A 21366-nucleotide genomic window follows, 5' to 3' on the forward strand; every position below is an offset into this window, starting at 1 on the left:
CTACTGTTGCCTTCGCCATTCGGGACTTGCACCCTAGAGACAGCGCCCATGCTGGGCGCACAAGAAAAAGGAGCGGCAATTGCCACTCCAACACAGTAAAAAAGGTACTATTATTTTACTCCCCAATTATACACGCCTCTATTTTGAGGATATTATTCTTCAATAAATTCACAAGTTCCATTAAATCAAGAATTTCTTCACTATTCAACTCACTTGCGTACTGTTCGACTGCAAAATTATCAATTATATTTTTTGCCACATCATAAACTCTAGAAGAAATCATGCCATTTTTCAGTTGTAACTCAAGTAAACTAAGATAGAAAACTGACCGTTCTGTCTCCCCTTCTTCAATAACATTTGCAAATTCATACAGACACCTCCCACCTGCCTGAAGAGAATTCAAACCATCATCTACGGAATCAGTAAACACCTCACATACATATTCTCTTAACTCATTGTAATCCCATTCTTCCATATCGTTTAGCCCCTTTGATTATTTTACAATTTTTCCGTCATTCGTAAGAACAATTAATTTCACATTAGGGTACATATTCCTGAATTGCAATATTATGTCGGAGCAGCTCTGGCAAGTCAATCTTTCTGTAAAAAGTTTGATAGTTCCTCGAGCATCTTTGTTATTCCCGAGTTTTGATACAATGTCGTTTAATATCTTGTACTCCGTATCATAGTCTCTAAGATATGCTTCAGGTGTGTCAATTCTTGCGTTATCTGGATCAACCTTTTTTGCTTCGAATAATGGTTTATCTTGAGGTTTTATTGATATTCCTGAAAGTGCACCATTATCCTCAAATGTATTTACTGAACTATGTGCGAAAAACTCCTTCTTATCGATTCCCTGAATATCAACTTCAGCATAGCCAAAATTACCTGACTTTTTTAATTTACTCGGCAATTGTGACCTGAGTTCTTTTACTCTATTAATTATATTAGGAGAAACATTAAGAATTTCACCATTGGGACTAGCTACCTGATTGGAAGATTTTGTGTATCCCTCCGTATGCTCCCCACTGGCTTGTATCATATCTACCTTGATCGACCCGCCACCGGGTAACGCCACTTGTGTCGAATTAGAACTCGGGACGATCTTCTCTTTGATATAGCTGATTCCCTTTAGTATCGCCGGAGAGAGAATCTGTGAGATTGCATAACTTGTCCCCACAGCAGATGCAGGATCGAGACCTCCCGCTTGATTATAGTGGTACATTGTACAAAACGGATCGCGTTGATTCTCAACTATGCTACAGTATTTATCTACCTCGTCATTCTCTTGGATAATTCTGAGTTGCATGTCTATGTGTTTTCGAAGTTGTTCTTCTGTGGTGATATTGTCAAGCGCCAAGTTCTGCTTGATGATTTCATTCGCAGGAACATTGTCGTTAAAATCTCGCTTCGTAATGTAATACAATGCTAAAAGGCTCTCAATGGATTGCGGCTTTTGCTCTTCTTCCATTTGCTTCTGAAGAGTTTCTTCCTTCTGCGCTCTACGTTTCTGTTCGGGTGTAAGATGAAGATCATTGTCAGTGATAGTCGAAGATCCATCATCCTCTCGGAGTTCAGGATGCCTTCTGTAATAGCTTCTCATCGGCTCAGGTAGTTCGTCAAGGTTATCAGAACTTCCACCCATATGACTTCCGTGAGTCGATACATCAGGTATCATCGACAGAAGTAGATGCAACTTATCAGCTGCATGAAAATCCGCTTGATTTGCTTCCCATTCAGCCTGTTGGTGCAGACGAGCAGCTTGTCGAGCTAAGTTTTGTCGGTGGTGCAAGTCGTCAGGTGTATCCCCGCTATACTCCCAGCTTGCCATCTCATACTGTTGTGCTTGCCTTTGAAGTTCCAGGATATGATCCATCTGGGTAGCAAGGCTGTTTAACACCGTAGCGGCATTCTCCAATACTTCGGCATTTTTTCTCAAGTGAGTTACATGGGATTCAACTTGTGACCCAAACGATTGTGAGGCTGTTCCTTTCCATCCGTTTGCGACAAGTTCCGATTTTCGTCCTAGAAGTCGAGTTGCTTGAGTTCGAAGTTCATTTGCCCCTGCAGAAAATCGTGAGGCCGCATAGCGAAGTGCATAAGGTTCTACGTGTAGCATCAATTCACCTCGTTTCAGTTATTTTTATTTTATATTTATTACGCCACTTTCGCAATTCCACATTTAATTAGGAAACATCTTCAGTTACGATTTCCATATCCAAACAGAAAAGGAGTGGCGTTTGCCACTCCAACACTCTTCCAATGAAATTATAGTTTTATGATGGTCTTGTATTGAATACGCCACAACTAGTCAAAAAAGGACACTCCTTTTAAACAATTGCTATCCATTAGTCATCGAAAGATGTGAATAGTTTCCTCTCATTTTTCGATAATGCATCAAATTCTGATTTCAATACATAAATCAACTCCTCATTCCCAATTCCCCTGATTGATGTCTTGACCAATTTGTAAATTTCATATTCACCAGGATCAAAACCTCTTTTATAAAACCTCTGTTTGAAAACGCAAAACCTAATGAACCAACTTTCTGCAATCTTGCTGCTAAATTAATAGAAGGTCCGACAAAATCTCTTCCATCCCCAAGCGCTACCACTTGTCCCCGTGCAATCCCACATCTTAATTTCGAAGGAACCAATGAAAATTTCGACTGAGCCTTGGGAAGGAAGTCATTCACATATTTTACACAAAGTTTACACAAATTTCACGCAATGTTACAACGATATTAGCTATTGCAGTTCTATGCATTTGTTCAGTATTCCACATGAACAAAACACCATCTCCCAAAAACTTTGCGCAAAAAGGGAACTTACTACACAAAAAAGCGAATTCGAACATTGATTGTTACAGGAGAAAGACCGCGATCATGAAGCATCCATTCGATATACCCCCGAAACATGTCTGGTGTAACTTCCTCACAGGAAATGTCTTGTGTCAAATAATCCAACAGATACCCGAAATGTTGGTGATACTCCTCGACAGTTCGAATTGCCAGCCCTTCTGTACGCTTTTGAACCATGAATCTCTCGAAGATCTCCACTAGTGTCAGCACCTCGATATGCTTCCTTTGCTTACTCTGAGCGGTGTTCAAGCGCGTTCCTTTTCGTTTGGCTGCCGTTGCTCTGTACATAAACAAAAAACCCCCTACAAGTCTTGTAGAGAGTTACCATCGACCCGTACTGCCCGTTTGACGCACTCGGTCACACCAAATCGGACTCACTCGGACACGTCATTTTCCATCACGAAACCGTGTGACTTCTGACTTCTCAGTTCAACATTGATCTACCTGTGGAAAAGTCCAACGACCCCTTGCCACACCTAACATGTTTGGCGGGAGTGCGTGGGAATCGAACCCACCCAGGCTACACCATAGCCCGCACTCGGTTTTGAAGACCGGGAAGGACACCAGTACCCCATCCACCCCCATATGGAAGAACGCGCAGATCAGCGTAGCAAAACCAAAAAACCAATACCCCCATTATACCCAACTTTCCCCGCATTTCAATCCATTCGTCATTAGAAATACCCTCGGAAATACGGATACTCTTCCTCTTCGGCATTCGCATCTCCGAACGCACCAGCGGCCCGATTCTCTTCGAACTGGTGTTCCTCGGCGACCTGCTCGTCGGGAACGGCACGGGGATTCTCGCCAAAACTCGTGTCCGAAGCAGCTCCGGCATTGGACATGGTAACCAAGCCGGATTAGCATTTTCGACTCACATTCTGTATAATAAAAGTGTAACCTGAACCAAAGGGGGTCTTGTTGTGCAACCTAAACTGACACCTGCTGAGTATGCCGAACTGAAACAACTCCTCAACATCGTCCAAGACAAAACCAAATCTCCCGGTGAACGCCGGATTGCCAAGGCGAAGTTTGAACGCCTCTACAACCAAGCCCGTAAACGCATGGCGTCCACCCGTTCCCACACGGTCGCCGCCAGCTTGTGACTGCTGCCAACCTTCTCGCGATGAGGAGGTTTTTTTGTTTCCTCTTCCCTCTAAAACCAACCCCTCCCCCAAGAAAAAAGCCCCCGGCTTCCCGAGAGCTCCCTACCCCTTCAACATCTTCGTAAACGACACGATCGACAGCAGGTTCAACTTATGCTCTTTCCCCTTCGTCTTCAAATTCCGAAAGAACCCGCCGAGGAACGTCTCCCACTGGCTTGCAATCGGCTTCTCCAGACTCTTGTCCTGCTTCACCGACTGGATGCTCAAATTCAACGCTTCATTGAGATGCTTAAACGCCTCATCCAAGTGGCTTTTGATCTCCCCGCTCATACCGTCCCCTCCCCTTCTGCAATCTCCAAATCGATGCTCTTCTTCATCCGTTCCCATTGCGCTTCCGCCACGATGTCCTCGATCTCTTCCCGAACATACGCCACGCCGCTTTTCAACTGGTGGCTCAACGACGACGCGCTCTGCACCCCGGCAGCGGCGATCGGTTTGGCGATCTCGCGCAACACGGGGAAAAGCACGGCGGTCGCCAGCGTCAGGCCGATGCCGGTGACGATGCCCTCAGGTGTGGGGTTCCATTTCACGCGATTCTCCTCCTGTCCCTCTGCCGATAAGTTGGTCTGGTGCTAAGTCTTTCCCTCCGTCGTTTTTTTATGCGTCACGTTTATGGGAAAAAGCGGGTGGCATACTAAAACGAAGACAGTTCCGAAGGAGGTCGACCCGTGAAATTTCGTCTCAATTCTCCCGTCGGCATCGCGCTGACCGTGGCCGGGGTCGTGCTGGCCCTCTCCCCGGAAGCCAGAAAAGCGACCCGCCGCTTGCTCGTCAAAGGCACCGCTTCTCTCCTCGGCGCGGTCGACGGAGTCAAACAATCCGCCGTCGATGTCACCGACACCGCCGCAGAATCCGCGTCCAACACCACCCGTTACTTGGCGGACTCCGCAGAAAACATCGGAGACACAGTCGCCGACACCGCGTGGAACAACACCGAATCGGTTTCGGACGCTGCCCCCCACTAACAAATACCCCTGCCAAAAAAGCCACAGCCCCCAACGGGACAGTGGCTTTTTTCTATCCGCTTTTCCGCAACTTAATGAAGGATCTGATCGTTCACCGTGTCCACCACTTGGTTTGCGGTGTTGAACATCATGCGCCCTGTATTGTGTCCGACATAGCGGCCCACACGGTCGCCGACGATACCGCCCACGATGGAACCGGCGATCGTCCCGATGCCCGGCATCACGGCAGACCCAAGCATCGCGCCGTACTCAATCCCCGCCATCGTGCCGAGCGCGCTGGACACGTTGCCGGTGGTGTGAACGGCGTACGTTTTGCGGTCCATCGCACCGTTTTGCAGGGCTTTGGTGTGTTGCAATTGCTGCATACCGCCTGAAATGATGCCCGCCCACAGCGAACCGCCGCGAAACATTTCCTGTATCATGTGTCATCCCTCCTTGCCTGCTCTCAGGATTCCCGTACGGAGTGGATTCATGCGTACATAAAACCGCCCGCCGTAACACACACTGACAATCATCTCTCGAAAACTGGGAAAGGAGGGGTTCTCTTGAACGTCAGGATTGCTCATCGTCTGCCGGGTCGTGTGCGCCTTGAAATCGTAGAGATGCAACGAAGTCCGGTGCTCGCCTATCGAATCGAGCAAGCGTTGCGCGCTCTGCCGGGGGTGCTCGACGTCCGTTGCAACACCGAGACGGGCCGCGCTCTGGTTCGGCTGGACGACCGCCGCATCCAAGCAGAAGCTCTCGTCCGGGTGTTGGAGCGGATGAAACGAGGTGCCCAAACGGACACCCGTTCCGCCGTCGCGGCTACAAGCGAGAGGCAAGCCGAATCCTCACCTCACATCTTGCCAAAAAACGAACTGGCACAAAGCCTCTCCACGCTCGCAGAAAAAACGACCTCCGCGATCCAATCGCTCACGTCGCGGACAGGTCTTCTTCCTGCAACAGAACCTTCAGACTCGAAATCCAGCCCCTCCGCCGCCAACCCCTATCGCATCCCGTTAACCGTTTCCGCCGGGCTGCTCGGTTTGTTTGCGCTGAAACGGCTGTTCATCGGGCGTTCGGCATTGGCGTCCGCGCCGGGGCCGTTTCTCGCGGCGGCGGCGATGTCGATTGCGGCGGGATACCCCGCATTGCGCAGAGGCACCGAGCAAGCGATCAAGCAACGCCGCCGCAACCCCGACCTGTGGCTCGGAGCCGCCGCGCTGGGGCTTGCCGCGTTGCGCGAAAACTTGTTGGCGCTCAGCTCCATCACCCTGCTGAACGTCGCGATGTACCGCCGCCACGAACGGCTGAGCCCCTGCGAACCGACGATGCTGCACCCGGAGTTGGAACGCCACGGGCGCACGATGACGCGCGCCGCCGTGTGGCTCGCTCCGGCGGCGTGGTTGCTCACCGGAAACCCGATGGCAGCGCTGGCGGTCTTGCTGGCGGCGAACCCGCGCCCGGCGATGGTTTCCCACAAACACGCATGGGCGCAAGCGGAACGCCATGCGCACGACAACGGCTTGCCGCTGCCCCGCACCGGAAATCTGGAAGCGCTCGGCTCTGCCAAATCCATCGTCCTCGCAGACGGCACCACACTGACGGAACACACGCAAGACCTGAAAGTCCAAACCGTGCGCGAAGACATGAACACGGAAAAAACGATCTCCCTCGCCGCATCACTTCTGGAGAAACTCGACGCACATCCTCTGCGCGGCGCCCTGCTGAAATCTGCCGTCCATGAAAAACGCACGCACCGCACCGCGTTCCATGTGGAAGGCCACGAAGACGGCGTGCGCGGCACGATCAACGGGCATGAGACTTTTTTCGGAACCAAGGACTACATACAATCGCTGAACCTCCCGTTCGACCTGAGCCCTTTTGTCTTCCAAGAACGCCGCCTGCGCCGAGACGGCTACAAACCGTACCTGCTCGTCCAAGACGGCGAACTGCTCGCGCTGATCGGCTCCAAGCAACAACTGAACTCCACCTGGAGCGAACGGGTCGCCGCTTGGCAAGAGCGGGGCTACGACGTCCGCTGCCTCCAGCGCGGCGAACGGGTGCCGTGCGAGTTGGAGATGATGACGCCGCACGAAATCCAGGCGGAACTCGACTCCGGACGTCCGGTCGTCATCTTCGGCGATCACGATTTGCCAACTGCAAACCCCTTGCTCGCCACGCTCTCGTTGGACGAGATCGAGCGGTTTGACGAGCTGCTCCAAACCTGCGCAGAAGCGGGCGAGCAGATCGAACGCGACCTGCAACTGGTCAAAGCGTGGAACAAAGTCGGCATCGGCGTCGCCTTGCTCGCTCCGAGGAGCGCGCCGCTGATCAACTTGCTCGGCGACTTCGTCAGCGTCGCGCTGCTCTCGCGCCAATTCCGCTCGCGGCACGCGACCGCAACCGTTGCGGGCAAGCAAGCACACGCACAAACGCCAACCAACAAACTGCTGCGCGCCAACCCGAACACCGATCACAACTGGCACGCGATCCCGGCTGCCGACGTGTTGAAAAAATGGAACAGCCGCGACTCCGGTTTGACAGCCGCCGAAGTGCGTGCTCTCCAAGACCGTTTCGGCGTCAATGAGTTGGAAGCGCCGCAACCCCCTCATCCGCTGGGGATTTTTTTCGGGCAGTTTAAGGAGTTTTCCACCGTGATCTTGCTTGGGGCAACCGCGGTTTCGCTCCTGATGGGCGAGCGGTTTAACGCGCTGTGCATGGGCGGCATCCTCGTCGTCAACGCGGTGATCGGAACGATGCAGGAAATCCGCTCCGCTTCCGTCCTCCAAGCGCTGCAAGCCCGCGACACGATGCAGACGAAGGTCGTGCGCGACAACAGCGAAAGCATGATTTCCGTGCGCGACCTCGTGCCGGGTGACATCGTGTTGCTGGAAGCGGGAGATTCCGCGCCCGCCGACTTGCGCGTGCTGGAGTCGTGGAACTTGGAAGTCAACGAATCGATCCTCACCGGCGAATCCGTCCCCGCGAAGAAACGAGCAGGCGAACTGCCGCTGGAAACAGGACTTGCCGACCGCACCAACTTGCTGTACATGGGAACCAACCTCACCACCGGACGCGTCAAAGCGGTCGTCATCGCGACGGGGCTTGCCACGCAGATCGGGGCGTTGCAGTCGCTTCTGCACACGGAGGATCATGCGCCGACACCGTTGCAACAGCGCGTGGACTCCATCGGCAAGCGTTTCGTGCTGGGCGCATTGGCAGCCGGAGTCGTGCTCGGCATCGCCGGATGGATGCGCGGGATGCCGCCACTGCAATTGCTGCTGTCCTCCGTCACTCTGGCGGCGTCCGCGATTCCGGAAGGGTTGCCGTTGACGATCACCATCGCTTTGACAGCGGGCGTGACACGCATGGCGAAACGCAAAGCGGTCGTCCGCAAACTCGCGTCGCTGGAATCGCTCGGCCGCGTCACCGTGATCTGCTCCGACAAAACCGGCACGCTCACCCGCAACGAGATGACGGTCAAGCGAATCGCCACCGTCTCGCAAAAACTCACCGTCACCGGAGAGGGCTACGATCCGACGGGACGCTTCCTCCCGTTCGCCGACGCCGAAGCGGCGGCAACGTCCGAAACCGTAGCCGAGACCGACGCGCTCTCCGATCTGCCGCCTGATGTTCGTCAGATGCTGACGATCGGTCTGCTCTGCAACAACGCGTCGATCGAACGAGAGGACACGGACAACTCCTCCTGCAAAGCGATCGGCGACCCGACGGAAGCCGCGCTGCTCACCGTCGGTCTCAAAGCAGGTCTCTCCAAGGAAACCTGGACCCGCCACCGGGAGATTCCCTTTGATTCCAACACCGGCAGCATGAGCGTCGTCTGCCAAGAGGAGCAAAACTGCCTCCTGTTCACCAAGGGCTCTCCCGAAGCGATCCTCGGCAAATGCACGCACTACCTGCTCGACGGCAAGCCCAAGGAACTGACCGACGAGATTCGCGAGCAGATCACCCGCGACAACCACGAGATGGCAGAACTTGCCCTCCGCGTGCTGGGCTTTGCGTACCGCGAACTCTGCGACGACGAAGACCCGCACACGGCGGAAGACAGCGGTCTGATCTACGTCGGTCTCATGGGCATGATCGACCCGCCGAAAGCGGACGTCGCCGTCTCGATTGCCGAAGCCCGGGCGCTTGGCATCAAGCCGGTGATGATTACCGGCGACCACCCGATCACCGCCAAAGCGATCGGTCTGCAGCTCGGCATCTACCAAGAGGGCGATTCCATTCTCACCGGCGCCGACTTGGACCAACTCCCCCCCGCCGAGCTCAAAGCGATCGTGCAAAAAACATCTGTGTTCGCCCGCGTCTCCCCCGAACACAAACTGCGCATCGTCGAAGCGTACCAAGCCAACGGTGAAGTGGTCGCGATGACGGGCGACGGCGTCAACGACGCGCCCGCCGTTCGCAAAGCGGACGTCGGGATCGCGATGGGCGAAAAGGGCACGGACATCACCAAAAACACCGCCGGCATCGTCCTCCTCCAAGACCACTTCCAAGCGATCGTGGAAGGCATCAAGGAAGGGCGCACGATCATCGGCAACATCCGCAAAGCGATCGGCTGTCTCTTGACCGGCAACTTGGCGGAAGTGTTGGTGACGGCGACTTCGGTGATCATCGGACTGCCGATGCCGCTCATCCCGCTGCAAGTGCTCTTGATGAACTTGCTGACCGACGCTCTTCCCGCGATGGTGCTCGCCACCAACTCCACCTCTTCTGCCGAAGAAGGAGCTCCGCGCCAAGATGTCGTGGACAAATCGCTCTACCGCCGCGTCCTCACGCGCGGTGTGGTGCTGGGCATCGGCGCACTCGGCGTGTTTGCGGGCAGCCTCTCGACGGGCATCGCCTTGCCGGTCGCTCAAACGATGGCGTTTGCCACGCTCGTCGCCGGACAGCTCATCCAAACCGTCTCCTGGCGGCAGATGGGATCGAACCGGAAATCCACGTGGCAAAACGACCGCCTGCTGTACGCCGCGATGGGCGTCTCTTGGCTCGCGTTGGGTGCTTCGATCTACATCCCCGGCCTGCAACGCATCTTTGCCACGGCACCGCTCCATCCGCTGCATTGGGGCGTTTCCGTCGCCGTCGCCGGATCGGTCTCGAAAATCTCCAACACGTTGCTGCACGAAAAAGCCTTCGACTCCGAGTCGAAGGCTTTTTTTCGTTGCCTGTGCGTTTTATTCTGAGGCGTTAGGTACGACCCAACTTGCGAACCACTTTGACCTCCCGACGCGAGAGAAGGAGGCCGATGATCAAGACAAACACGGACACCAACCAGGGAAACAACCACGCCGTCCGCGGGAAGTACGCCGTCAGATACGTGCCCGTCACGCGGTCTTCGAGGATCATCTCCCCCGCCGTGTACCCGAGCAACAACGCCCCTGCCCACACGATGACCGGAAAGCGGGCCATCAACTTCGCCAGTAAATTTGCGCCCCAGATGATCAGGGGAATCGAGACGGCAAGTCCGATCCCGATCAGCACCAAGTTGCCCTGCGCCGTCGCGGCGACCGCCACGGTGTTGTCGAGACTCATCACGAGGTCGGCGACGATGATCGTCCGCACCGCCCGCCACAAGCTGTCATGCTGGCGGATGTGTCCTCCGTCGTCTTCGCTCTTCAAAAGCTTCAACGCGATCCAGATCAGCAAGAGTCCGCCGAGCGCTTGCAGCATGGGGATCTGCAACAGCCGAAGCGCCACGAACGTCAGCAAGACCATGCAGACGACCGCGCCCAAGGAACCCCAGAGAAACGCGACTCGTCTCTGCTTGGCAGGTAAATTCCGGCATGCCAAGGCGATGACGACCGCGTTGTCGCCAGACAGCACCAAATTGATCAGTATGATCTTAAAAAGAATGATCGCATAGAGAGTCGTCGGTTCCACATTTGCACCTCCCTTGTCCGCTATAATAGTATGGGGCTTGGCATACCCTATATGCGTGACAGGCGGTCTCGTCCGATGAAAAAACCGACCCTGCGCGTACCGGGTCGGTTTTTTCTCCACTCTTATTCGTCGCCTTTGGTTTTGATGTTGTGGTGTTTGTTCAGATGCAAGAGATCCGGTTTGAAGGCTTGAATCATGTTCTCCCACAGCGTCGTGTCTTCGTCTCCTGCTGTCGTCATGTCGTACGGGACGGGTTCGTGGTCCCCGATAAAGTTCGGATCGTGCGGGCTTTTGTTGTCGTTCAAGAATCATGACCTCCTTTGTCCATTCCTCTCTATTCTGTTTGATTCTCCCGTCTGTTATTCGGTATAATCTGCCATAGGTACATAGAGGAGGATTCAAAACACCATGAAACGAAAAAAACGCAGCCTGTTCACGCTCCTCATGACGCTGGTGCTGTCGCTTGCCGCCGTCGGTTGCGGCAACAACTCCGCACAGCCGAAGCAAGAAGCGCCCGCCGCAAACGAAGTGGCGAAGCAGATTTCCGTCGGCTTGATCCCGGCTGAAGCGAAAGTGTCCGACCAAGCGCTGGAGAAATTCCGCACCTATTTGGAACAACAGACCGGGGCGAAAGTCACGATGGGCAACTACCCGGACTACAACGGCGTCGTCGAAGCGATGAACGCCGGCAAGCTCGACATGGCGTTTCTCGGTCCGCTGACCTACGTGATCGCCCATCACAAAGGCGGAGCGCGCGCCATCGCCGCCAAAACTTCCAAGGGAGTTCCCTACTACTACTCTTACATCCTCGTACATCAAGGCGCGCCGTACAACACGCTTGACGACCTGCTCAAAGACAGCAAGAACGTCGACTTCGCGTTCGGCGACATCAACTCCACCTCCGGTTCGCTGGTGCCGGGCGTCGAATTGAAGAAACGCGGCGTGTTCCGCTCCAAGGACGACTCCGACTTCAAGAGCGTGGTCTACACCGGAGCGCACGACGTCACCGCCCTCTCGATCCAGAACAAAAAAGTGACCGCCGGTGCCATCGACTCCTCTTACTACGACAAACTCGTCGAGCAGAAGAAAGTCGATCCGACGCAGTTCAAGAAGATCTGGCAATCGGACCGGCTGTTCCAATACCCGTTTGCCGTCTCCAAATCGGTCAACGACGCGACGGCGCAAAAGCTCCAAGACGCGCTCGTCAACTTGAAGGACAAGGAAGTCCTCGACGCGTTCGCAGCCGACGGGTTCGTCAAAGCCAGCGACCAAGACTATGCCTCCATCCGCGCCGTCGCCGAAGCTGACGGTCGCTTGAAGTAAGGAGCTCGCACAGATGTCTCCGAAACCGTCGAGCAAGGTCGGGCGCTGGCTGCTCTGGCTCGCTCTGCTCGCGCTCTTGGTCTGGAGCATGAAGTCGACGGGAACGGACCTCACCCAACTGCTGAATCTCGGCAGCACGTTCTCGTTCGTCTCGCAAAACTGGTTCCCGCCGGACTGGTCGGTGCTGAACAAAGCGCTCACCAACTCGTGGCTGACGCTGCAAATCGCGTTCGTCGGTACGACGTTCGGCTTGGTGTTCGGGCTGCTGCTCTCCTTTGCGGCCGCCCGCACCACGCCGGTGCCGCGCTTCATCCACACCGGGCTTCGCACGCTGCTGAGTTTTATCCGCTCCGTGCCGGAAATCGTCTGGGGCCTGCTGTTTGTGCCGACGTTCGGCCTCGGTCCGTTCGCGGGCGTGGCGGCGATTTTGCTGCATAACATCGGCGTGCTCGGCAAGTTGATCGCCGAACTGATCGAAGCGTCGGAAGTCGGCCCGCAGGAAGCGATTCTCGCGACGGGCGGCAACCGCCTGCATGTGTTGCGGTTGGCCGTATTGCCGGAGATTCTGCCCAACATCTACTCACAGTATTTTTACCGATTGGAAGTCGCCATCCGCACGTCGCTGGTGCTCGGGTTCATTGGCGCGGGCGGGCTTGGCAACATGCTGTTCCTCGATTTCAAAGTGTTCGACTACCAGGCCGTCGCAGTGGAAGTGCTCGTCATCATGCTGCTCGTCATCGTCATCGACACGCTCGGCGGGTATGTACGCAAACGCACCATCTGACGGGAGGCGAGAACCATGGGGAAGAAAAAGTACTTTACTTTGGCGGAGGCAAACGCCCTCGTGCCGCGCTTGGAAACCATGCTCGGTCAACTGCAAGGGCTGAAACGCGACCTGCAGCGCAAGTACCACCAATTGCAAGAGATCAAGAAAGCGTACTCCGAAGCTTCGACGTTGCAACGCGACGCGTTCTTCCAAGAAGAAGCGGAGTTGGAGTTTCTGATGTGGAGCGCCAATTCGATGTTGCAGCAGATCTTGGACACCGGCGTGGAAGTCAAGGACATCGACACCGGGCTGTGCGATTTCTATGCCGTCATGGGCGGCCAAGAGATCTACCTCTGCTGGAAGCAGGGCGAGCCGGAGATCACCCATTGGCACGGCATCTACGAAGGATTTATCGGGCGCAAGAAATTTGAGTAAAAAACACCCCTGTCCACAGGATGAGCCGTGGAGCAGGGGTGTTTTTTGCATACGTATGTCGGCATTAGCGGCGGGTCGATTTCTTCTCGTCGGGGAGGAAGTAGTTCGGATGCTGTTCGACCGCTCGTCCCGTGCGGGACACCCAAGCTTCCGGCCATTGAATCAGCAACTTCCGCGTTTCGACCGACATCATCGCGTGGTCGGTGCGGGCGCGCATGATCAGCTTGCCCGTCGCTTGGTCGTACACGCGGTATCGAAACGAGACCATCACTTTCTCCTGCAAGAGATAGTGCATGACGATCAAGATGTCCGAATCAAGCGTTGCCGGTTCCACGTAATCCAGTTGCGCCCGCACGACAGGGAGCGCAAAGCCCAGTTCGTTGAAATCACTCGGGCCCAAATCCAGCACGTCGCGGGCAAATTCCCAGCGGCACGCTTCCAGCCATTGCAGGTACATGCTGTGATGCACGACCTGCATCGAGTCGACTTCATGAAACCGCACTCTCAGGGTGTGGCGGAATCCGCTCTCCTGCGCAAGTTGACTCATTACGCTTCGTACGCTCCGACCACGACAGACGCCGTGTTGCCGCCAAACGCAAACGAGTTGGAGAGGATCGTCTTGACCGCCATCTTTCGAACTTCGTTCGGCACGAAGTCATACCCCTCTCCCATCGGGTTCGAGAAGTTGATCGTCGCCGGGAGGAAGTGGTGGTAGAGCGCCAACACGGAGGTGACGAATTCGACCGCACCAGCCGTCCCCAGCGTGTGACCGAGCTGCGACTTGGACGAGGAGATCGGCACTTGCTTGGCGCGTTCGCCGAACACTTCCTCGATCGCGTGCAACTCCATCGAGTCGTTGTACGGCGTGCCGGTGCCGTGCGCGTTGATGTAGTCGATGTCTTCCGGCTTCAGACCTGCGTCGCGCAGCGCTGCCAGCATCGAACGGATCGCGCCGCCGCCTTTCGGGTCCGGCGAAGTCGCATGGTACGCGTCGTTGGAGATGCCGTAGCCGAGCACTTCCGCGTAGATGCGCGCGCCGCGGGCGAGCGCGTGCTCCAGTTCTTCGACGATCACGATCGCCGACGCTTCGCCGAGCGTCAGGCCGTCGCGGTCTTCGTTGAACGGGCGGCAGGTCGACTTGGAGAGGGATTTCAGAACGGTGAAGCCGCTGAAGGAAATCGCGGAGTACGGGTCCACGCCCCCTGCGATCATCACGTCCGCTTTTCCGTCACGGATGTAGTCGGTTGCGCATCCGATCGCGTTGCCGCCTGCCGCACACGCGGTAACGACCGTCGAGAGCGGGCCGCGCACGTCAAATTCCTTGGCGACGTTGCCGGCGATCGCCGACGTCGGGACGTTGAGGATGTATTCGTGGCGCGCGACGCCGGTCGCTTTTTTCTCCCGGTAGAAGCGCTCGCGGGCATTGACGCCGCCAAGCGAAGTCGCGATCGACACGCCGGTGCGGAAACGGTTCAGTTGGTCCTTGGACAGCCCTGCGTCCACGACGGCCATCTTCGCGGCTGCGACGGCGGTTTGGGTGGTTTCGTCATACGAACTCCACTCCGTCACGTCGAATTTCTCCGGGGAGAAGTCCTTGATCTCTGCGCCCGATTGGAACGGGTAGCGCTCGATGTCCACGAGGGATTTCAGCGGTGCGGTGCCGCAACGGCCGGTCAAGAGCCCGTCGAGGAACTCTTCTTTGCCGTTGCCGATCGCGGAAAGGACGCCGATCCCGGTGATCACAATTCGTCTCACTGTCTGCACCCCCTGGATTTACAGTTCCGGACGGTTGGCCCGGATGAACTCGCAAATGCGGTTGACCGATTGGAAGATGTCCATGTCGTCGTCGCCGATGGTCACATCAAATTGCTTGCCGATTGCGATGACCAATTCCAGCGCGTCGATGGAGTCGAGGCCGAGGCCTTCGCCGAACAGCGGCGCCGCGTCTTCGATTTCGTCCGCCGTGACGTCGAGGTCGAGGCGGGCGATGATGCATTCCTTAACTTGGGTTTCGAGAGTTGCTGCGGTCATGTGTGGGCTCCTCCCTTACAGTTCCGGACGTGCGGAACGGATGAATTCGCAGATGCGGTTGACGGATTGGAAGATGTCCATGTCGTCGTCGCCGATGGTCACGTCAAATTGCTTGCCGATCGCGATGACCAATTCCAGCGCGTCGATGGAGTCGAGGCCGAGACCTTCGCCGAACAGCGGCGCTGCGTCTTCGATTTCGTCGACGGTGACGTCGAGGTCCAAACGGTCGATGATACACTGTTTGACTTGTTGCTCAAGGGTTTTCGTGGTTTCCATGTAATAGAGCCTCCTTGGGGGATGTAGGGGTTACACAGACAGGCCGCCGTCGATGGCGATGATCTGGCCGGTGATGTACTGACCTTGGTCGGATGCCAGGAATACCGCCATGTTGGCGATGTCTTCCGGCTTGCCGAATTTCTTGAGCGGGATCATGTCGTAATATTCCTTGGTTTTCTTCTCGTTGAAGATCGCCGTCATATCCGTTTCGATAAAGCCCGGCGCCAAGGCGTTTACGGTGATGCCAAACCCGGCCAGCTCTTTGGAGAGCACGCGGGTCAAACCGTTCAGGCCCGCTTTGGTCGTCGCGTACGCCGCTTGTCCGGGGATGCCGGAGAGCGATGCGACGGAGGAAACGTTGACGATGCGGCCGCACTTTCTCTCAATCATCGGACGGAGCGACGCTTTGATGCAGTTGTACACGCCCGTCAAGTTGACGTTGAGCGACTGGTCCCACTCGTCCGGCTTCGTCATCATCAGGAACTTCGGCAAGAGGATGCCGGCGTTGTTGACGAGGATGTCGATGCCGCCGAAGCGCTCGACGGTCGCTTTCGCCATCGCTTCCATCGCTTCTTTGTCGTCGACGGAGCCTTGGAAGAGCAGGACGTTGGTCAGGCCCTTCGCTTCCAGCAGGGACTTCACTTCTTCCGCCGCTTCGGTTCCGCTGCGGTAGTTGATCACGACGTTCGCGCCCGCTTCCGCCATCGAGATGGCGATTTGCCGCCCGATGCCGCGGGACGAACCGGTGATGATCGCCGTTTTACCTTGAAGCAACATGTGGTTTCGTCCTCCCCTCTACGCTCTCTTCAATACGACGGAAACTTGGTTCCCGCCGATTTCCACGCCGTTGACCAGCACGTGGTTCAGCTCTTTTGCACCGCTGGGCAACTGTTGGTTTTCCAAGAACAGCGCGCCCGCGACCGTGGCGATCGCGTGCGATGCGCCGAACGTTTCGCCGATTTGGTTTTTCAAGTTGAACTGCGGGATGTTCGCCGCTGCATCGCCGAACACCGCTCCAATCGCGCTCGCTTCCGCTTGGTCAAACGGCGCGTTGCCGTTGGCGGCGACGAGGATCGCGTCGATGTCGGCCGGCGCGAGTCCCGCCTCCGTCAGCGCTTGGTTCATCGCGTAGGCGAACGATTCGCCGGACGTGTCCGCTTTGGTGAACTCTTGGCTCAAATTCGGGTCGCAGGCGATCCCGTAGGAGAGCACTTCCGCGTAGACGTGCGCCCCGCGCGCTTGCGCCGATTCCAAAGTCTCCATGAACATGCCGCCGATGCCTTCGCCAAGGCGCATGCCCGCGCCGTTTTCGTCGATCACCGCCATGCCGGCCACCGCATACGCTTTGGCTGCATTGGCGTGGAGCTCGTCCACACCGCCTGCAATCAACTGCTCGACGCGTCCGGAACGGATCAGGTCGAGGCCGTAGGTGATGCCCGGAATCCCGGTCAACGTCGTCGTCGGGCCTTTGGTTTGGAAGCGAATCGCGACTTGTCCTTGCGCCGCGTTCAACACGGTGTTCGGGAACACCAGCGGAGACGCTTCCGCCGGACCATCGTCGATGATCTGTTGGGTGAACACGTTCGTGGAGTGCCACGAGCCAAACGATGTGTTGAGGATCAGACCGACTTGTTCGCCGACTTCCGCCAACTGCTCACGGGTCAGACCTGCGTCCTCGACCACCAATTGCACACCTGCGATGTTCAACTTGGTAAAACGGTCCATGCGGCGCACCGCGCTTTTTTCCAAGATGCCGGTGAAAAGGGAATCTGCCACTTCGCCCGCATAGACGTCTTCTCCGTCTTCCGTGGTGAAACGGCTCACTTTCAAAATCCCGTTCCGGCCGCTGTTCAGGCCTTCGAGAAATGCTTGCTTGCCCATGCCGATGGAAGAGACCACTCCGAGGCCGGTGAGAACAACCCGCTTGCTCATTCTGCTAACGCCTCCTCAAATTCCATGTAATACGTGATCTGCGCCCGGGCGACTTCCTTGCCGTCCACGCGCGCGGTGACCTGCACTTTTGCAAACGCTCCTGCTTTTTGAAGATTGACCGCTTCCGTCACCAACTGGTCGCCCGGGCGCACAAACCCCAGGAACTTCACTTTGTCGATGCCGGCGATGTATCCGTTTTTCGCCTTGGGGTACATCATCGCCCCTGCTTGTGACATGGCTTCGATGATCAACACCCCCGGCATGACCGGATTGTTCGGAAAGTGACCCATGAAAAACGCTTCGTTGATCGTCACGTTTTTGTACGCGACGGCGCGCGTCAGAGGCTCCACTTCCAATACACGGTCGACCAACAGGAACGGATATCGTTGATTGATACGCTCTTGAATCTCCAAGATGTCCATTCTTTCACCCTTCCCCAAGTAGAGCTATGTACTTTACATTTGAGTACACCAAATGAAAAATACATTTAATTTACATGACTGCTGAATACAATTATCCGCAGTTCGCTTCGCTATGTCAATGATAGAGGATTAAACATTAACTATACTAATTTTACAATGAGAAATGAACTAAAAAACACCTCGTTCGCAATTGCGAACAAGGTGTCCGGTGAACCCCCTCAGGAGCGGTTGATGGCTTTGAGTTTGACTTTGGTGATCCGCCCCAAGGGAATTTTGAGCTGCGCGACGCGGTAGCCTTCGTGTTTCAAATCGTCCACCACGAGATGCCGGAAGTAGACGTAGTGCAATTCCAAGGTGTCTTTCGTGCCGTCGACGATCGCCTGCAGCGCGGCACGGATCTCGTCGTCGACATGCAACTCCAGTTTGAGTTCCTTGATCCGGGTCTTGCCCGCACCTTCCGCCATACGCCGTCCCCCCTTCTTCTTACACCTACTCCGACGGGACAAAAAAAAGACCGCGTACGCGACGCGGACTTTTTGGCAAAACGGGTTGAAACGGCAAATCGGTTAGAACGTGCGCTTGGACTCCAGCAGCAGCGTCACGGGGCCGTCGTTGATCAACTCGACATCCATCATCGCGCCGAACACGCCGGTCTCCACGCGCACGCCTTGCGCCCTGGCCCGCTCGTTGAAGTATTCGTACAGTTCTCTCGCTGCGTCCGGCTTGGCGGCCTCCATGAAGTTCGGGCGGCGTCCCTTGCGGCAGTCGCCGTAGAGCGTGAACTGCGACACGGAGAGCAGCGACCCTCCGACGTCGAGCAAGGAGTGGTTCATCTTGCCGTCCTCATCTTCGAAGACGCGCAGGTTGAGCACCTTGTCCACGAGAGTATCGGCGTCCTCCCGCGTGTCTTCGTGGGTGACGCCGATGAGCAACACAAACCCTTGACCGATCTCGCCCGTCACGGCGCCGTCGACCGTGACGCGGCCGGAGCGGGCTCGTTGGACTACGATTCTCATCGTACAAAACTCCTTCTGGCTTGCTTATTGCATGATCCGGCGGACCGCATAGATGTCCTTCACGCGCTTGATCTTCTCGACGACCGAGTGCAGGTGGTCGACGTTGCGGATGTTGATCGAGAGCAGGATCGTCGCCATCTTGCGCTTGTCGGCGCGGGCGGACACAGCGGTGATGTCGGTCTTGGTCTCGGAGACCATCATCATGACCTCTGTCATCAGACCTCTGCGGTCGAGGCCGGTCACTTCGATTTCGACGTTGTACTGCGCTGTGTTGTCCATGTCCCATTCGACATCGATCAAGCGGTTCTCTTCGTCCGCCATCACCGCTTCGAGGTTCGGGCAGTTGTCGCGGTGAATCGATACGCCGCGTCCGCGGGTGATGAAGCCTCTGATCTCATCGCCCGGCACCGGGTTGCAGCAGCGGGAGAAGCGCACCAGCATGTTGTCGATGCCCTTGACGCGGACGCCGAGCTTGCTTTTCTTGTTCTTCTTGGGCTCTTGCTTGACCTCGGGAATCTTCGGGAGGTCGACGGGCGGAGCTTCCTTCTTGATCTTGTCGACCAAGCGGGTGACGACTTGATGCGCGGAAAAACCGCCGTACCCGACGGCTGCCATCATGTCGTCGACTTTTGTGAAGTTGAACTTGAGCGCGATCTCCTCCAAGTTCTTATCCGTCATGAACGTCGCGTCGATGCCGTGCTTTTTCACTTCGCGCTCGATCGACTCGCGGCCTTTCTGGACGTTCTCTTCGCGTTTTTCCCGCTTGAACCACTGGCGGATCTTCGACTTTGCCTGCGAGGACTTGACGACTTTGATCCAGTCCTGCGACGGGCCGTAGGAATGCTTCGACGTCAGCACTTCCACGATGTCGCCCGTTTTCAGCTTGTAGTCGAGCGGCACGATCTTGCCGTTGACTTTGGCGCCGATCGTGCGGTTGCCGATGTCGGTGTGGATGCGGTACGAGAAGTCGATCGGCACGGAGCCCGCCGGCAAGTTGATCACGTCGCCCTTGGGCGTAAACACGAACACTTCGTCGGCGAACAAGTCGAATTTCAAGGTCTCCATGAATTCTTGGGCGTCCTTGAAGTCCTGCTGCCATTCGAGAATTTCGCGGAACCAAGCGAGTTTCTGCGTGAACGACGCGTCCTTGACGCCCGGTTGCGTCGTTTGGCCTTCCTTCGCGTCCTTCGGTTCCTTGGTGTCCTTGCCCTTCTCGGCGCTTTCCTTGTACAGCCAGTGCGCGGCAATGCCGTACTCCGCCGTGCGGTGCATCTCCCACGTGCGAATCTGGATCTCCAGCGGTTCGCCGCGCGGGCCGACGACGGTGGTGTGGAGCGATTGGTACATGTTCGCCTTGGGCATGGCGATGTAGTCCTTGAAACGGCCCGGCATCGGCTTCCACATCGTGTGTACGATGCCCAAGATCGCATAGCAATCCTTGATGTTGTTGACGATGACGCGCACAGCCAGCAGGTCGTAGATTTCGTTGAACTGCTTGTTGTAATTCGTCATCTTGCGGTAGATCGAGTAGAGATGTTTGGCGCGTCCGGAGACGTCGGCCTTGATGTCGAGCTCGCCCATTTTTTCCTTGATCGAGTCGATGACTTCTTGGACGTATTCTTCGCGCTCACGGCGTTTCTTCGCCATGAGGTTGACGATGCGGTAGTACTGCTGCGGGTTCAAATAGCGAAGCGAAATGTCTTCGAGCTCCCACTTGATCGTGGAAATCCCCAGACGATGTGCAAGCGGCGCGTAGATCTCCAACGTTTCGGTCGCGATGCGAACCTGCTTCTCCGTCGGTTGGTGTTTTAGCGTCCGCATGTTGTGCAGGCGGTCCGCCAGTTTGATCAAGATGACGCGGATGTCCTTGGCCATCGCCATGAACATCTTGCGGAGGTTTTCCGCTTGCGCTTCTTCCTTGGTTTCAAACTTGATCCTCTCGAGCTTCGTCACGCCGTCGACGAGCGCGGCCACCTCCGGGCCGAACTTCTCAGCCATCTGCTGCGAGGTGATGTCGCAATCTTCGACGACGTCGTGCAGAAGGGCTGCAGACAGTGTAACCGCATCCAGTTCAAGACCCGCAAGGATCTCGGCGACAGCAACCGGATGCATGATGTACGGTTCCCCGGAACGGCGGGTTTGGCCCCGATGCGCTTCGTCAGCCACTTCAAACGCGCGGCGCAGCATCGCCACGTCTTCGGGCGTGCTGTACCGGCTGACTTTTTCAATCAGGCGCTCCATCCCCACCGGGTCTTTTTTCTCCAAAATGTCCGGCTCCGGGGTGCCGGACGTGT

25 protein-coding genes and 1 tRNA gene are annotated in these 21366 nt (G+C 56.1%); 6 read left to right on the plus strand and 20 right to left on the minus strand.

The features are described 5' to 3' along the window. Positions 1 to 115: 115 nt before the first annotated feature. The 5 genes from EL26_RS15480 to EL26_RS25555 all read right to left on the minus strand — a co-directional run bounded on the left by EL26_RS15480 (position 116) and on the right by EL26_RS25555 (position 3705). Positions 116 to 475, minus strand: a complete 360-nt coding sequence (locus EL26_RS15480) for an Imm3 family immunity protein (protein WP_038090832.1) — start codon at positions 473 to 475, stop codon at positions 116 to 118. Between the two features lie 18 nt (positions 476 to 493). Continuing rightward, positions 494 to 2119, minus strand: coding sequence for a deaminase domain-containing protein (locus EL26_RS23930; protein ID WP_081857246.1), 1626 nt, complete (start codon positions 2117 to 2119; stop codon positions 494 to 496). A 711-nt stretch (positions 2120 to 2830) separates the two neighbouring features. Further along, entirely contained in the window at positions 2831 to 3148 is a 318-nt protein-coding gene (locus EL26_RS15490; RefSeq protein ID WP_038090835.1) for a phage integrase SAM-like domain-containing protein, read from the minus strand. A gap of 198 nt (positions 3149 to 3346) precedes the next feature. Further along, positions 3347 to 3443 (minus strand) — tRNA-Sec (locus EL26_RS25015). A 91-nt stretch (positions 3444 to 3534) separates the two neighbouring features. Further along, positions 3535 to 3705 (minus strand): hypothetical protein, encoded by a 171-nt coding sequence (locus EL26_RS25555; protein ID WP_161780740.1) that lies wholly within the window; start codon positions 3703 to 3705, stop codon positions 3535 to 3537. A gap of 78 nt (positions 3706 to 3783) precedes the next feature. Between EL26_RS25555 and EL26_RS15495 the strand changes: the two genes are divergently transcribed. Then, positions 3784 to 3966, plus strand: coding sequence for a hypothetical protein (locus EL26_RS15495; protein WP_038090836.1), 183 nt, complete (start codon positions 3784 to 3786; stop codon positions 3964 to 3966). A 102-nt stretch (positions 3967 to 4068) separates the two neighbouring features. Here the strand turns inward: EL26_RS15495 and EL26_RS15500 are convergent, their stop codons facing one another. Beyond that, positions 4069 to 4296, minus strand: coding sequence for a hypothetical protein (locus EL26_RS15500; RefSeq protein ID WP_038090837.1), 228 nt, complete (start codon positions 4294 to 4296; stop codon positions 4069 to 4071). Continuing rightward, complete coding sequence (locus tag EL26_RS15505) at positions 4293 to 4556, minus strand: hypothetical protein (RefSeq protein ID WP_038090838.1); 264 nt, start codon at positions 4554 to 4556, stop codon at positions 4293 to 4295. The genes EL26_RS15500 and EL26_RS15505 overlap by 4 nt, the downstream gene beginning before the upstream one ends. Before the next feature lie 138 nt (positions 4557 to 4694). Between EL26_RS15505 and EL26_RS15510 the strand changes: the two genes are divergently transcribed. Continuing rightward, a complete protein-coding gene (locus EL26_RS15510; protein ID WP_052036453.1) occupies positions 4695 to 4991 on the plus strand; it encodes a YtxH domain-containing protein in 297 nt (98 codons plus the stop codon). Between the two features lie 71 nt (positions 4992 to 5062). Here the strand turns inward: EL26_RS15510 and EL26_RS15515 are convergent, their stop codons facing one another. Beyond that, a complete protein-coding gene (locus EL26_RS15515; protein ID WP_238546130.1) occupies positions 5063 to 5413 on the minus strand; it encodes a hypothetical protein in 351 nt (116 codons plus the stop codon). A gap of 123 nt (positions 5414 to 5536) precedes the next feature. On the opposite strand from EL26_RS15515, the gene EL26_RS15520 reads away from it, so the two are divergent. Beyond that, on the plus strand, positions 5537 to 10174 hold the full coding sequence (locus EL26_RS15520) for a cation-translocating P-type ATPase (protein ID WP_038090839.1): 4638 nt from the start codon (positions 5537 to 5539) through the stop codon (positions 10172 to 10174). A 4-nt stretch (positions 10175 to 10178) separates the two neighbouring features. On the opposite strand, the gene EL26_RS15525 is transcribed toward EL26_RS15520, so the two are convergent. Both EL26_RS15525 and EL26_RS26255 read right to left on the minus strand, forming a co-directional pair. Then, positions 10179 to 10871 (minus strand): TerC family protein, encoded by a 693-nt coding sequence (locus EL26_RS15525; protein WP_038090848.1) that lies wholly within the window; start codon positions 10869 to 10871, stop codon positions 10179 to 10181. 122 nt (positions 10872 to 10993) lie between these two features. Next, entirely contained in the window at positions 10994 to 11176 is a 183-nt protein-coding gene (locus EL26_RS26255; protein WP_038090854.1) for a hypothetical protein, read from the minus strand. Between the two features lie 103 nt (positions 11177 to 11279). Between EL26_RS26255 and phnD the strand changes: the two genes are divergently transcribed. From phnD to EL26_RS15545, 3 genes are read left to right on the plus strand one after another with little or no spacing between them, the layout of a single operon-like run. After that, positions 11280 to 12194, plus strand: a complete 915-nt coding sequence (gene phnD, locus EL26_RS15535; RefSeq protein WP_038090860.1) for a phosphate/phosphite/phosphonate ABC transporter substrate-binding protein — start codon at positions 11280 to 11282, stop codon at positions 12192 to 12194. A gap of 13 nt (positions 12195 to 12207) precedes the next feature. Beyond that, entirely contained in the window at positions 12208 to 12978 is a 771-nt protein-coding gene (gene phnE / locus EL26_RS15540; protein ID WP_038090862.1) for a phosphonate ABC transporter, permease protein PhnE, read from the plus strand. 15 nt (positions 12979 to 12993) lie between these two features. Then, entirely contained in the window at positions 12994 to 13395 is a 402-nt protein-coding gene (locus tag EL26_RS15545) for a DUF2203 domain-containing protein (protein ID WP_038090864.1), read from the plus strand. 64 nt (positions 13396 to 13459) lie between these two features. Here EL26_RS15545 and EL26_RS23935 read toward each other — a convergent pair whose 3' ends face one another. The 10 genes from EL26_RS23935 to EL26_RS15595 form a co-directional block, all read right to left on the minus strand. Continuing rightward, complete coding sequence (locus tag EL26_RS23935) at positions 13460 to 13942, minus strand: acyl-CoA thioesterase (protein ID WP_052036454.1); 483 nt, start codon at positions 13940 to 13942, stop codon at positions 13460 to 13462. Further along, the gene (locus EL26_RS15555; RefSeq protein WP_038090866.1) at positions 13942 to 15150 is read right to left on the minus strand and encodes a beta-ketoacyl-[acyl-carrier-protein] synthase family protein; all 1209 of its coding nucleotides are present in this window, start codon (positions 15148 to 15150) and stop codon (positions 13942 to 13944) included. The genes EL26_RS23935 and EL26_RS15555 overlap by 1 nt, the downstream gene beginning before the upstream one ends. 18 nt (positions 15151 to 15168) lie before the next feature. Next, positions 15169 to 15426 carry a phosphopantetheine-binding protein gene (locus EL26_RS15560; RefSeq protein WP_038090873.1) on the minus strand — a complete coding sequence of 86 codons (258 nt, stop codon included), beginning with the start codon at positions 15424 to 15426 and terminating at the stop codon, positions 15169 to 15171. A gap of 15 nt (positions 15427 to 15441) precedes the next feature. Then, complete coding sequence (locus tag EL26_RS15565) at positions 15442 to 15702, minus strand: phosphopantetheine-binding protein (protein WP_038090875.1); 261 nt, start codon at positions 15700 to 15702, stop codon at positions 15442 to 15444. Positions 15703 to 15732: 30 nt separating this feature from the next. Next, positions 15733 to 16479, minus strand: coding sequence for a 3-oxoacyl-ACP reductase family protein (locus tag EL26_RS15570; protein WP_038090876.1), 747 nt, complete (start codon positions 16477 to 16479; stop codon positions 15733 to 15735). Positions 16480 to 16497: 18 nt separating this feature from the next. Beyond that, complete coding sequence (locus EL26_RS15575) at positions 16498 to 17634, minus strand: beta-ketoacyl-[acyl-carrier-protein] synthase family protein (protein WP_038090878.1); 1137 nt, start codon at positions 17632 to 17634, stop codon at positions 16498 to 16500. Continuing rightward, positions 17631 to 18056 carry a 3-hydroxyacyl-ACP dehydratase FabZ gene (fabZ, locus tag EL26_RS15580; protein WP_038090881.1) on the minus strand — a complete coding sequence of 142 codons (426 nt, stop codon included), beginning with the start codon at positions 18054 to 18056 and terminating at the stop codon, positions 17631 to 17633. The genes EL26_RS15575 and fabZ overlap by 4 nt, the downstream gene beginning before the upstream one ends. A gap of 218 nt (positions 18057 to 18274) precedes the next feature. Further along, the gene (locus EL26_RS15585; protein WP_038090883.1) at positions 18275 to 18520 is read right to left on the minus strand and encodes a hypothetical protein; all 246 of its coding nucleotides are present in this window, start codon (positions 18518 to 18520) and stop codon (positions 18275 to 18277) included. A 102-nt stretch (positions 18521 to 18622) separates the two neighbouring features. Continuing rightward, the gene (gene dtd / locus EL26_RS15590; RefSeq protein WP_038090884.1) at positions 18623 to 19072 is read right to left on the minus strand and encodes a D-aminoacyl-tRNA deacylase; all 450 of its coding nucleotides are present in this window, start codon (positions 19070 to 19072) and stop codon (positions 18623 to 18625) included. 24 nt (positions 19073 to 19096) lie between these two features. Continuing rightward, positions 19097 to 21313, minus strand: coding sequence for a RelA/SpoT family protein (locus tag EL26_RS15595; RefSeq protein ID WP_238546131.1), 2217 nt, complete (start codon positions 21311 to 21313; stop codon positions 19097 to 19099). Between the last annotated feature and the right edge of the window lie 53 nt (positions 21314 to 21366).

It is taken from the genome of Tumebacillus flagellatus, assembly GCF_000714935.1.
GTDB lineage: Bacteria > Bacillota > Bacilli > Tumebacillales > Tumebacillaceae > Tumebacillus > Tumebacillus flagellatus.

What these genes read in the sequence shown, in the direction of transcription:
- EL26_RS15480 (WP_038090832.1), bottom strand. Translation starts at nt 475, where the DNA reads ATGGAAGAATGGGATTACAATGAGTTAAGAGAATATGTATGTGAGGTG.
- EL26_RS23930 (WP_081857246.1), bottom strand. Translation starts at nt 2,119, where the DNA reads ATGCTACACGTAGAACCTTATGCACTTCGCTATGCGGCCTCACGATTT.
- EL26_RS15490 (WP_038090835.1), bottom strand. Translation starts at nt 3,148, where the DNA reads ATGTACAGAGCAACGGCAGCCAAACGAAAAGGAACGCGCTTGAACACC.
- EL26_RS25555 (WP_161780740.1), bottom strand. Translation starts at nt 3,705, where the DNA reads ATGTCCAATGCCGGAGCTGCTTCGGACACGAGTTTTGGCGAGAATCCC.
- EL26_RS15500 (WP_038090837.1), bottom strand. Translation starts at nt 4,296, where the DNA reads ATGAGCGGGGAGATCAAAAGCCACTTGGATGAGGCGTTTAAGCATCTC.
- EL26_RS15515 (WP_238546130.1), bottom strand. Translation starts at nt 5,413, where the DNA reads ATGATACAGGAAATGTTTCGCGGCGGTTCGCTGTGGGCGGGCATCATT.
- phnD (WP_038090860.1), top strand. Translation starts at nt 11,280, where the DNA reads ATGAAACGAAAAAAACGCAGCCTGTTCACGCTCCTCATGACGCTGGTG.
- phnE (WP_038090862.1), top strand. Translation starts at nt 12,208, where the DNA reads ATGTCTCCGAAACCGTCGAGCAAGGTCGGGCGCTGGCTGCTCTGGCTC.
- EL26_RS15545 (WP_038090864.1), top strand. Translation starts at nt 12,994, where the DNA reads ATGGGGAAGAAAAAGTACTTTACTTTGGCGGAGGCAAACGCCCTCGTG.
- EL26_RS23935 (WP_052036454.1), bottom strand. Translation starts at nt 13,942, where the DNA reads ATGAGTCAACTTGCGCAGGAGAGCGGATTCCGCCACACCCTGAGAGTG.
- EL26_RS15560 (WP_038090873.1), bottom strand. Translation starts at nt 15,426, where the DNA reads ATGACCGCAGCAACTCTCGAAACCCAAGTTAAGGAATGCATCATCGCC.
- EL26_RS15565 (WP_038090875.1), bottom strand. Translation starts at nt 15,702, where the DNA reads ATGGAAACCACGAAAACCCTTGAGCAACAAGTCAAACAGTGTATCATC.
- EL26_RS15570 (WP_038090876.1), bottom strand. Translation starts at nt 16,479, where the DNA reads ATGTTGCTTCAAGGTAAAACGGCGATCATCACCGGTTCGTCCCGCGGC.
- EL26_RS15575 (WP_038090878.1), bottom strand. Translation starts at nt 17,634, where the DNA reads ATGAGCAAGCGGGTTGTTCTCACCGGCCTCGGAGTGGTCTCTTCCATC.
- fabZ (WP_038090881.1), bottom strand. Translation starts at nt 18,056, where the DNA reads ATGGACATCTTGGAGATTCAAGAGCGTATCAATCAACGATATCCGTTC.
- EL26_RS15585 (WP_038090883.1), bottom strand. Translation starts at nt 18,520, where the DNA reads ATGGCGGAAGGTGCGGGCAAGACCCGGATCAAGGAACTCAAACTGGAG.
- dtd (WP_038090884.1), bottom strand. Translation starts at nt 19,072, where the DNA reads ATGAGAATCGTAGTCCAACGAGCCCGCTCCGGCCGCGTCACGGTCGAC.
- EL26_RS15595 (WP_238546131.1), bottom strand. Translation starts at nt 21,313, where the DNA reads ATGGAGCGCCTGATTGAAAAAGTCAGCCGGTACAGCACGCCCGAAGAC.